We start from the raw sequence: 9,603 nt of genomic DNA on the forward strand, positions 1-9,603 counted from the left end.
AGACAGGCCCACTGCGTAGACCGTCTCATAGGCCGTCACCTGCACCAACAGTCTCTCTACCAGCATCAACACGCGTGAGAGATGTCACGTCATCCACTGAATCCGTGACCAGCGAGCGAAATCATGGCAAACTAGCTGTTCGCAGGTGACAGTGGATTGAAGTTACAAGATTACCCAGCTCCGCCAACGAGATCACGTCACTTGGCTTCAAGGAAGGCGCGAAGTGACGAAGTGGCTGAACCCCATCGAACAGCGAGCGTGGCGAACCCTTGTCGCGCTCACGACGCGGTTACCCGCGGCCATGGACACCCAGCTGCAGCGCGAAGCAGGCGTGACCCACTTCGAGTACTGCGTCCTCGAGCTACTGGCCGCCGAACCCGAACGTCGACTTCAGCTCAGCGAGCTAGCCCTTCGAGCAAACGCATCGCTATCTCGGTTGTCCCACGTGGTAACCAAATTGGAGCGACTCGGCTGGGCGCAGCGAGAGATGCTGGCCGGTCGCCGGGGCGCCGACGCGGTGCTGACCGAAGCCGGTTATCGGAAGGTGCAGCAGGCTACTCCCGGCTACCTCGAAGCGGTGCACGGCCTGGTTCTGGATGGTCTGGACGACAAACAGACCGAACAGCTGATCGAACTGGGCGAGGCAATGGTGGCGCAACTCGAGGCCGGTCTGACTCGCGGCATCGGCCGCGTCGGCGGGCAGCGCAACTCGAACGACGACAATTCCCCGGCTGATCGCTGATACCACCCACGGCGCCGACCCACGATCGTGAGCGGTTCAGTCGCGGTCGGCCAGCAGAATATCCCCGTCCCAGCAGGTGTGGGTGCCGGTGTGGCAGGCCGCGCCTTCCTGGTCGACGATCAACAGGACGGTGTCACCATCGCAGTCCAAGCGCACCTCGTGCACATACTGGGTGTGCCCCGAAGTCTCGCCCTTGACCCAGTACTGCCGGCGCGAGCGGGAATAGTAGGTCGCCTTGCGGGTGGCGAGGGTGCGGGCCAGGGCCTCGTCGTCCATCCACGCCATCATCAGCACATTGCCACTGTCGCGCTCCTGTGCGACCGCTGCGACCAGCCCGGCCTCGTTGCGTTTGAGGCGGGCGGCGATGGTGGGGTCGAGACTGCTCACCTGATCACGATACCTTCGCCGCGCATGGCATCCTTGACCTGGCCGATCGTGAGATCGCCGAAGTGGAAGACACTTGCCGCCAGAACCGCGTCGGCCCCGGCGTGGACCGCGGGGGCGAAGTCCTCGACCCTGCCCGCGCCACCGCTGGCGATGACCGGGACAGTGACCGCCGCACGCACCGCACGCAGCATCGGCAGATCGAATCCGGCCTTGGTGCCGTCGGCGTCCATCGAATTCAGCAGGATCTCCCCGACGCCGAGTTCCTGGCCGCGCACCGCCCACTCGATCGCGTCGATGCCGGTGCCGCGCTTACCGCCGTGTGTGGTGACCTCCCAGCCGGACGGGGTGGGTGCGACGCCGTCGGGCACGGTTCGCGCGTCGACGGACAGCACGATGCACTGCGAGCCGAAACGCTCCGACATCGCTCGCAGCACGTCCGGATTCGCGATGGCGGCGGTGTTCACCGACACCTTGTCGGCGCCCGCGCGCAGCAACCGGTCCACGTCGTCCACGGTGCGCACGCCGCCGCCGACGGTGAGCGGGATGAAGATCTGCTCCGCGGTGCGGGTCACCACATCGATCATCGTGCCGCGGTCGCCGCTCGAGGCGGTGACGTCCAGGAAAGTCAGCTCATCCGCGCCCTGGGCGTCGTAGGCCGCGGCCAACTCCACCGGATCGCCTGCGTCGCGCAGGTTTTCGAAGTTCACGCCCTTGACCACGCGCCCGGCGTCGACGTCCAGGCACGGGATCACGCGCACGGCCAGTGTCATCGGTTCAGCTCCGTTATCGGTGATGCCGTCATGGGTTCGGTGGCGCCGCCGGGCACACCGCGGGCGGTGTCGATCATTTCCAGCAGTTCCTCGTGCACTCCGGGCGCGGCGGCCAGAACCGAGCCGGAGGTGAGGGTCCACGGTTCACCCCGCAGATCGGTCACGACGCCCCCGGCCGCGCGCACCAGCGCGACCCCGGCGGCGTTGTCCCAGGGGAAGTGGCCGAACACGATCGCCCCGCCCAGCACCCCGGATGCGGTGAACGCCAGATCGATTCCGGTCGAACCGTGCATACGTACCCGGCCGGACAGGCGGCTCAGCGCGCCGAGCAGATCGAAGCGGAAGCGGCCCGGAATGCGGCCGTGCGCATCGAGGTTGAACGCGCCGAAGCCGATCATCGACTCGGCGAGTTTCCCGGACTGCAAGGGCGGCAACGGGTCTCCGTCCACCAGCAGCGGCCCGTCGACCGTCGCGGCGTAGCGGCGGCCGAGCAGCGGCAGCCAGGTCAGGCCCAGCACCGGCACGCCTTCTTCGACCAGCGACAGCAGAATTCCCGAGAGTGGATGCCCCGCAGAGTAATTGAAGGTGCCATCGATGGGATCCAGGACCCAGGAGATACCCGAGCCGAGGTCGGGTCCGCCGAATTCCTCGCCGTGCACCGAGATTCCGGTGCGCTCGACCAGGGCCGCGGACAGGGTGCGTTCGAGTTCGAGATCCAGTTCGGTGGCGAAATCGCCCCGCCCTTTCACCACCGCGCTCGGCGCGCCGACGCCCTGGGTGAAACGTGGTGCGGCCGAATCCAATATCTCGCCGGCGATGGCCAACAGCGCGGTGCGGTCCCGAGTAACGGTCATTGTCCGGCGACCGCGGCCAGCGCCTCGGGCAGCGTGAATCGCCCGGCGTACAGGGCCTTTCCGACGATCGCGCCCTCCACCCCGCCGGCCGCCGGCCCGGCCAGGGCGCGCAGGTCGTCGAGCGCGGAGATGCCGCCGGAGGCCACGACCGGCGCGTCGGTGGCCTCGCACACCTCGCGCAGCAGGTCCAGATTCGGTCCGGTGAGTGTGCCGTCCTTGGTGACGTCGGTGACGACGTAGCGCGAGCAGCCGTCTCGTTCGAGCCGCTCGAGCACCTCCCACAGATCGCCGCCGTCGCTGACCCAGCCGCGCCCGCGCAGCCGGTACTGACCGTCGGTCAGGCGCACGTCCAGGCCGACCGCGATCCGGTCGCCGTACTCGCCGATCGCGCGCGCGGCCCACTCCGGATTCTCCAGGGCAGCGGTGCCCAGATTGACCCGGGCGCAGCCGGTGGCCAGCGCGGCCTTCAGCGAGTCGTCGTCGCGAATGCCACCGGACAGTTCCACGTTCACATCGAGTTCGCCGACCACCTCGGCGATCATGTCGCGGTTGGAGCCGCGGCCGAACGCCGCGTCCAGGTCGACCATGTGCACCCAGTGCGCCCCCGCCTGCTGCCATGTCAGCGCGGCCTCGCGCGGCGAACCGTAGCCGGTCTCGCTCCCCGCCTCCCCCTGGACGAGGCGCACGGCCTCACCATCGGCGATATCGACAGCGGGAAGCAGCACAAAAGTCACGGCAGTAGCCTACTGGGCTACCCACCGGCCCCGGCCTCGGGGTTTGGACCGACCAACCGGTTCGGCGCCGGTCGCTCGGGTAATTATCACAACTCGGTCACAACCGGATCACGAAAAAGGGTTTAAACCGGGCAGGCATCGGCTATTCAGATAACACGCGTGTCATTGCGTGCCGGTGTGCACGGCGGGGCGGGACACGAGTTTCGCCGATCGTCGAAAAACGAATGAGGTGCCGTCGTGTCCCGCAAAACGCTATCACCGCGATTGATCGCGGGTATCGGCCTGACTGCGCTCGTCGGCACGGGCATGAGCACGGGAGCCGCGATGGCCACCCCGACCGATCCCATCCAGCTGGCGGGCTGCGATTTCGGGCGGCAGCTGAGCACCTACAACTTCGCCGACTACGACGCCTACACCCAGCGCGTCCTGGACCGCTCCACCGGCGGGTTCCGTGATCAGTTCCAGCGGTCCAGCATCGTGCGCCGCAACCAGGCCGAGGCGACGCACAGCAGTTCGGAGGCGCTGTCGGTGGAATGCAGCACCGATACCTCCGACGCCGCGCATGCCCAGGTCATCGTGTCGGTGGACGATACGACGCGCAGCGACGCCACATTCGGCCTGCCGACATCCGAACACCGCGTCATGCGGGTGTACCTGGACAACGTCGGCGGCCAATGGCTGACCGAGCGAGTGGACCCGATGTCGAACTGAACGTCTACCTCGACGATCCGGACGCCGCCGAGCCTGCGGCCGATCCGCTCAGCAGCGGTATGTCCACCGATCCGGTATTGATGTATCCGAGCCACATCGGGAGATTGAACGCCGTGCCCAGCAGTGCTGTATTCATATCCGCACCCGTCCCATTCGTCGCAGGGTCCCGACCGGTTCGACCCTAACCGGACGAGGCGCCGGAACCCGGCAACTATGCGACTGATCGGTTCGTGCCTTCGCTCACACGGGTCTATCGGACGGCTCGGAGCGGGAGGCTCCGTGCGCTCACAGCGATCGAATCCAGTTGCGCAGTAGGTGCGCGCCCGCGTCGCCGGACTTCTCCGGGTGAAACTGGGTGGCGGACAGGGGGCCGTTCTCGATCGCGGCAAGGAAGGGGGCGCCGTGCTCGGCCCAGGTGAGCTTGGCCGGGGGCAGGGGGCTCTCGTCTGTCCAGTTCCAGTGCTGGGCGGCGTAGGAGTGCACGAAATAGAAGCGGGTGTCGGCGTCCATACCGTCGAACAGCACGCTGTCCTGCGGGGTTCGCACGGTGTTCCAGCCCATATGCGGCAGGATCGGCGCGTCCAGACGTTCGACGGTGCCCGGCCATTCGGCGCAGCCGTCGGTCTGCACGCCGAATTCCACGCCGCGCTCGAACAGGATCTGCATGCCGACGCAGATGCCCAGCACCGGACGGCCACCGGCCAGGCGCTTGCCGATGATGCGTTCGCCACGTACCTCGCGCAATCCGGCCATGCAGGCGGCGAACGCGCCTACGCCGGGTACCACCAGACCGTCGGCGTGCAGGGCGATCTCGGGATCGGCGGTGACGGTGACATCGGCGCCGGCGCGGATCAGCGCGCGGTTGGCCGAGTGCAGGTTGCCGGAGCCGTAGTCCAGCAGCGCAACGGATTTCACAGCGTCCCCTTGGTCGATGGCACACCGCTCACCCGCGAATCGAATTCGACCGCCGCGCGCAGGGCCCGGGCCACGGCCTTGAATTCGGCCTCGGTGACGTGGTGCTGGTCGCGGCCGTACAGCACGCGCACGTGCAGGGCGATCCGGGCGTTCAGCGCGATCGACTCGAACACGTGCCGGTTGAGCACGGTGGAGTACGGCGCGCCGGGGCGCACGGAACTCGGGCCCGAGACGGGCGAGCCGGGAATGACCGTGTGCAGCAGGTGTTCCGGTTCTCCGGTGTGCACGCAGTAGGGACGGCCCGACACGTCCACGGCCGCATGCGCGAGGGTCTCGTCCATCGGGATGTAGGCGTCGCCGAAGCGGCGGATGCCCTGCTTGTCGCCGAGGGCCTGGCCCAGGGCCTGCCCGAACACGATCGCGGTGTCCTCGACGGTGTGGTGCGCCTCGATCTCGATATCGCCCTCCGAGCGCACGCTGAGGTCGAAGCTGGCGTGTGCGCCCAGGGCGGTCAGCATATGGTCGTAGAAGGGGACGCCGGTCGAGATGTCCGTCTTGCCCGTGCCGTCGAGGTCGAGTTCGACGACGATGCTGGACTCCTTGGTGGTGCGTTCCACCCGCGCGGTTCGGTTCATACTCGCCTTCGGTTCGGTCGTCACGCCTGCACCCGCTCACTCGCCGCGAGAAGTTCACTGACGCGCAGGAATTCGTCGTTCTCGGCGGCCAGGCCGATGGTCACCCGCAGGTTCGCGGGAATGCCGACGTCGCGGATCAGCACACCCTCGTCGAGATAGCGCTGCCACGCGCGCGGAGCGTCGGCGAAGGGGCCGAACAGCAGGAAGTTGGCATCGCTCGGCGACACGTGGAATCCCAAGTCCCACAGCGCCTTCGCCACCCGGTCACGCTGCGCGGCCAATTCCGCGACGCTGGCCAGGGTTTCGTCGGCGTGCCGCAGGGCCGCGCGCGCGGCGGCCTGGGTGACCACCGACAGGTGGTACGGCAGGCGCACCAGCAGCATCGCGTCGATCACCGCGGGCGCGGCGGCCAGATAGCCCAGGCGTCCGCCGGCGAATGCGAATGCCTTCGACATCGTCCGGCTGACAACGAGTTTCGTCGGGAACCGGTCGATCAGTTCGATCGCACTGGGCGCGCCGGAGAACTCGCCGTACGCCTCGTCGACGATCACGATGCCCGCGGCAGCCTCCAGGATGCGGGCCAGATCGGCCCGGGCGATGCTGTGCCCGGTCGGATTGTTCGGGCTGGTCACGAACACCACGTCGGGGCGGCGCTCGGCGATATGCGCCAGCGCGTAGTCGATGTCCAGGGAGAAGTCCGCGTCGCGCTTGGCCGCCACCCATTCGGTGTCGATGCCCTCGGAGATGATCGGGTGCATCGAATACGAGGGCACGAAACCCATGGCGGTGCGGCCCGGGCCGCCGAACGCCTGCAACAGCTGCTGCAGGATCTCGTTGGATCCGTTGGCGGCCCAGACATTCGACACGTCGAGTGCGACACCGGTCTGCCTGGTCAGATACGCGGCCAGGTCACCGCGCAGCCCGACCGCGTCGCGATCCGGATAGCGATGCAGGTCCGCCGCGGCGGCCCGCACCGATTCGGCCACGTCGTCGATGAGCGCCCTGCTGGGCGGATGCGGGTTCTCGTTGGTGTTCAGCTGCACCGGCACCGTCAACTGCGGTGCGCCGTAGGGGGATTTACCGCGCAGGTTCTCCCGCAGCGGTAGATCATCCAGGGACACAGTCGATCCCGGGATACTCGTCACATCCAAACCGGTCACGCCCACACCTCACTACGCACACACGCCGCTGCCCCGGGACGGCCGACGGCAATCGGGGCGGCCATATCGCCGTCCACAACCCATATCTCGTTCAGGCCGCGACGTGCCCGCTGCCACGCGCGCGACCCCGTGTCACTGACGCTCGTCTCCGCCGAGGCGCATTGTGCCGACGGTTCGCTCGCGGGTTCGGCTGTGTTCATCGGCCACTCGCCGCGCTCGCTCACCGCAGTGCCTCGAAACGGACCTGTACGGCCTGACCGTGCGCGGGCAGATCCTCGGCGTGAGAGAGCGCGACGACGTGCCCCGCAACGTCTTTCAGCGCAGCCTCGCTGTATTCCACGACATGGATGCCGCGCAGGAAGGTCTGCACGCTCAAACCCGAAGAGTGCCGGGCACATCCGGCGGTCGGCAGCACGTGATTGGATCCGGCGCAGTAGTCGCCGAGGCTCACCGGCGACCACGCGCCTACGAAAACCGCTCCGGCACTGCGCACCCGGGCCGCCACCGCGGGCGCGTCGGCGGTCTGGATCTCCAGGTGCTCGGCCGCGTAGGCGTTCACCACGCGCAGGCCCTGATCGATATCGTCGACCAGCACGATGCCGGACTGCTTGCCGGCCAACGCCTCCGACACCCGGTGCCGGTGCTTGACGACCTCCAGCTGCGCGTTCACCGCGGCGTCGACCGCGTCGGCCAGCGCAGCGCTGTCTGTCACCAGGACGCTGGCGGCCAGCACATCGTGTTCGGCCTGGCTGATCAGGTCGGCGGCGACGTGCACCGGATCGGCGGTGGCGTCGGCCAGGATCGCGATCTCGGTCGGGCCGGCCTCGGCGTCGATGCCCACCAGGCCGCGGCACAGGCGCTTGGCCGCGGTGACGTAGATGTTGCCCGGCCCGGTGATCATGTCGACCGGGGCCAGCTGCTCGCCGGTGGTGTCGGTGCCGCCGTAGGTGAGCAGAGCCACCGCCTGTGCGCCGCCGACGGCCCACACCTCACTCACGCCGAGCAGTTTCGCCGCGGCCAGGATCGTCGGGTGCGGCAGGCCGCCGAACTGCGCCTGCGGCGGCGAGGCCACCACCAGCGAATCGACGCCCGCGGCCTGGGCGGGCACGACGTTCATCACGACGCTGGACGGGTACACGGCGTTGCCGCCGGGCACGTACAGCCCGACCCGTTCGACCGGAACCCAGCGCTCGGTGACGGCGCCGCCGGGCACGACCTGGGTGGTCTTATCGGTGCGGCGCTGGTCGGCGTGCACCAGGCGGGTGCGCTCGATCGCGACCTCCAGCGCGGTGCGTACCGCGGGGTCCAAGCGGTCGAGGGCGGCGTCGAGTTCGGCGGCCGGTACCCGCACCGCGGCGGGTGCGACACCATCGAACCGCACGCTGAACTCCTGGGCCGCCTCCACACCGCGGTCGCGGATCGCCTCCACGACCGGCCGCACATGATGCAGCACCGAGTCGACGTCGACTCCCCCGCGCGGCAGCGCGGAACGCAGCTCGGCGGCGGTGGGAGTGCGACCGCGCAGATCGACGCGGGCGAGCTCGATGCGGGATGTCATGGCGGTGGGAAACCTCTTCCGTGCTGGTCATCACGCCCGAGATCGGCTACTCGGGCCGCTACCAGACTATCTGGACCGGCAAAACGAATATGTCTCAGGCATAAGCCAGGGCCGGATGCGGTTTGATCACCTACGTACCGACAACACCAAGCATGGAGGCATCGCCCATGGTCGAGATCCCCGACAAGGCCCGTGACCTGCTGGAACGCCCGATCTTCGCGAGCCTGGGCACCACCCGCCCCGACGGCGCACCCCAGGTGAACCCGATGTGGTTCGTCTGGGACGGCGAATTCATCTGGTTCACCCACACGAACTTCCGCCAGAAGTTCAAGAACCTGGAAGCCGAGCCCCGCGTCTCGATCTCGATCTTCGACCCCGACAAGCCCTACCGCTACATCGAGGTCCGCGGAGTACTGGACCACATCACCCCCGACCCGGAAGGCTCGCTCTACGCGAGCCTGTCACAGCGCTACGGCGGCAACCCGATCGTCCCACCCGACGCCAAGGACCGCGTGAAGATCGCAATCCGCCCGACGGGCGTCTCGGGGTACGCGGTCAGCCGCTGAGCATCACCGCCTGCCGGGCGCGCTCGAGGAGCGCACCGGGCAGGCGTAGCTCGTCGCTACGCGTTTCCGTTGAGCTTGGTGTTGCTATCGATGAGCGGAGTGCCGCTGTCGCCGGTGATCATGCGCAGATTCACCGACCGGGACGTGCCGCCCGAGGTGACACTGCCGACCAGGATATCCACCGATCCGTCGGCATTGGCGGTCGTGCTCCCGCCGTGCGCGCCGCCGAGGGTCTTCCACTTGGTCACCATGTTCTGTTTCCAGTAGGACGCGAAGGCATCCTCGGAACCGTAGACCTGCTGGGCGGCCGGAGTCAGCAGGTTCCAGGCGCTGGAGAGGTTGGAGGCACCGGACAGATCGTCGTAGAAGCTCACTCCGGCACTGATGGCCGTTTGTAGGTCCGTGGTGCCATTACTCTTGGTCTGCCCGACCGACGCACTCGCCGAGGTGGTGCTCTGGGCGGCGGCGCTGGTGGAGGCGGAAGTGCCCTGGGAGGCGGACGATGTCGGCGGGCTGCCGCCGAACAGGGTGTACAGCGCGGCGCCGACGATCGCCAGGGCCACCACGATGC

General features: G+C 68.0%; 12 protein-coding genes and 1 pseudogene. 3 read left to right on the forward strand and 10 right to left on the reverse strand.

Annotation, left to right across the window (positions count from 1 at the left end; genetic code table 11):
• Positions 1–223 precede the first annotated feature (223 nt).
• Entirely contained in the window at positions 224–742 is a 519-nt protein-coding gene (locus JZ791_RS42230; protein WP_216903289.1) for a MarR family winged helix-turn-helix transcriptional regulator, read from the forward strand.
• A 36-nt stretch (positions 743–778) separates the two neighbouring features.
• On the opposite strand, the gene hisI is transcribed toward JZ791_RS42230, so the two are convergent.
• The 4 genes from hisI to priA are packed head-to-tail and all read right to left on the reverse strand — an operon-like array spanning position 779 to position 3,487.
• The gene (gene hisI / locus JZ791_RS42235; RefSeq protein ID WP_216903291.1) at positions 779–1,129 is read right to left on the reverse strand and encodes a phosphoribosyl-AMP cyclohydrolase; all 351 of its coding nucleotides are present in this window, start codon (positions 1,127–1,129) and stop codon (positions 779–781) included.
• Positions 1,126–1,899 (reverse strand): imidazole glycerol phosphate synthase subunit HisF, encoded by a 774-nt coding sequence (gene hisF, locus JZ791_RS42240; RefSeq protein WP_216903293.1) that lies wholly within the window; start codon positions 1,897–1,899, stop codon positions 1,126–1,128. Before hisF ends, hisI begins: the two co-directional genes overlap by 4 nt.
• Positions 1,896–2,753 (reverse strand): inositol monophosphatase family protein, encoded by an 858-nt coding sequence (locus JZ791_RS42245; RefSeq protein WP_216903296.1) that lies wholly within the window; start codon positions 2,751–2,753, stop codon positions 1,896–1,898. The genes hisF and JZ791_RS42245 overlap by 4 nt, the downstream gene beginning before the upstream one ends.
• Positions 2,750–3,487, reverse strand: a complete 738-nt coding sequence (priA, locus tag JZ791_RS42250) for a bifunctional 1-(5-phosphoribosyl)-5-((5-phosphoribosylamino)methylideneamino)imidazole-4-carboxamide isomerase/phosphoribosylanthranilate isomerase PriA (protein ID WP_216903298.1) — start codon at positions 3,485–3,487, stop codon at positions 2,750–2,752. The genes JZ791_RS42245 and priA overlap by 4 nt, the downstream gene beginning before the upstream one ends.
• Before the next feature lie 237 nt (positions 3,488–3,724).
• Here priA and JZ791_RS42255 point away from each other — a divergent pair, with 237 nt between their 5' ends.
• Positions 3,725–4,198, forward strand: a complete 474-nt coding sequence (locus tag JZ791_RS42255; protein WP_216903300.1) for a hypothetical protein — start codon at positions 3,725–3,727, stop codon at positions 4,196–4,198.
• 4 nt (positions 4,199–4,202) lie between these two features.
• On the opposite strand, the gene JZ791_RS46250 is transcribed toward JZ791_RS42255, so the two are convergent.
• The 5 genes from JZ791_RS46250 to hisD form a co-directional block, all read right to left on the reverse strand.
• A complete protein-coding gene (locus tag JZ791_RS46250; protein ID WP_256462067.1) occupies positions 4,203–4,334 on the reverse strand; it encodes a hypothetical protein in 132 nt (43 codons plus the stop codon).
• Positions 4,335–4,483: 149 nt separating this feature from the next.
• A complete protein-coding gene (hisH, locus tag JZ791_RS42260) occupies positions 4,484–5,113 on the reverse strand; it encodes an imidazole glycerol phosphate synthase subunit HisH (protein ID WP_216903302.1) in 630 nt (209 codons plus the stop codon).
• Entirely contained in the window at positions 5,110–5,748 is a 639-nt protein-coding gene (gene hisB, locus JZ791_RS42265) for an imidazoleglycerol-phosphate dehydratase HisB (protein WP_216903306.1), read from the reverse strand. Before hisB ends, hisH begins: the two co-directional genes overlap by 4 nt.
• Positions 5,749–5,768: 20 nt before the next feature.
• Positions 5,769–6,893, reverse strand: a complete 1,125-nt coding sequence (locus tag JZ791_RS42270) for a histidinol-phosphate transaminase (RefSeq protein ID WP_438804635.1) — start codon at positions 6,891–6,893, stop codon at positions 5,769–5,771.
• A gap of 235 nt (positions 6,894–7,128) precedes the next feature.
• A complete protein-coding gene (hisD, locus tag JZ791_RS42275) occupies positions 7,129–8,466 on the reverse strand; it encodes a histidinol dehydrogenase (protein WP_216903304.1) in 1,338 nt (445 codons plus the stop codon).
• Between the two features lie 152 nt (positions 8,467–8,618).
• On the opposite strand from hisD, the gene JZ791_RS42280 reads away from it, so the two are divergent.
• Positions 8,619–9,032 carry a PPOX class F420-dependent oxidoreductase gene (locus JZ791_RS42280; RefSeq protein WP_438804634.1) on the forward strand — a complete coding sequence of 138 codons (414 nt, stop codon included), beginning with the start codon at positions 8,619–8,621 and terminating at the stop codon, positions 9,030–9,032.
• A gap of 56 nt (positions 9,033–9,088) precedes the next feature.
• Here the strand turns inward: JZ791_RS42280 and JZ791_RS42285 are convergent.
• A pseudogene (locus JZ791_RS42285) lies at positions 9,089–9,603 on the reverse strand (serine/threonine protein kinase); the annotation flags it as partial.

This window comes from Nocardia alni (assembly GCF_019038435.1).
GTDB classification, from domain to species: domain Bacteria; phylum Actinomycetota; class Actinomycetes; order Mycobacteriales; family Mycobacteriaceae; genus Nocardia; species Nocardia alni.